The sequence below is a fragment of the Pseudomonas kielensis genome (genome assembly GCF_014236655.1).
GTDB lineage: Bacteria > Pseudomonadota > Gammaproteobacteria > Pseudomonadales > Pseudomonadaceae > Aquipseudomonas > Aquipseudomonas kielensis.
In genome coordinates this window covers 1-549 of record NZ_JACMYG010000100.1, presented here as the reverse complement: position 1 = coordinate 549, position 549 = coordinate 1, and the positions used below count along the sequence as shown (strand labels likewise).

Below are 549 nucleotides of genomic sequence, written 5' to 3'. Positions count from 1 at the left end.
CTGAGTCGCCAGGCGGACTTGGGGCTGAAAGACGGCGCCATCCGCCGCTTCGAAGAGAACGAGATCATGCCGACGTTGAGGGTTCAAAGTAACCAACCGCGCTTTTTGCTTGCCGACAGAATCACGGTCAATGAGGAAAACATCGAATGGCAGCTGTTGGGGTAAGGCATGAGAAACATCATTGACGTGTTCACCTTCCAAGGTGTGCCCAATATCAACAGGAGAGTGGTCCGGGGCATGCATCTGAGCCTGTTGCTGACAAGCCTGCTGCTGGCCGCCTGCGATACCGGCAGCGCCCCAACTCATCCGAATCGGGATACTTCCCTAAACCCGCTGACCGAGATCAAAGCCAAGCTGGCCTTTACCTGCGCTCACGAGCAAATCCCTGCGCCGTCCGACGAGACCGATGAGCTATTTCAGTACGCCCGCTGGCTACAGAAAAACAACCTGCTCAAGCAGGATCAGGCAGTCGATCTGGAGATCGCGCGGCTGTACCGTATTGCGGCCGAAAACGGCCATTACAAGGCCAATATCAATCTGCAAAATGGC

General features: G+C 55.7%; 1 pseudogene. It reads left to right on the top strand.

The annotated features are described in order from the left end of the window. Positions 1 to 237 precede the first annotated feature (237 nt). A pseudogene (locus tag H7995_RS28185) lies at positions 238 to 549 on the top strand (SEL1-like repeat protein); the annotation flags it as partial.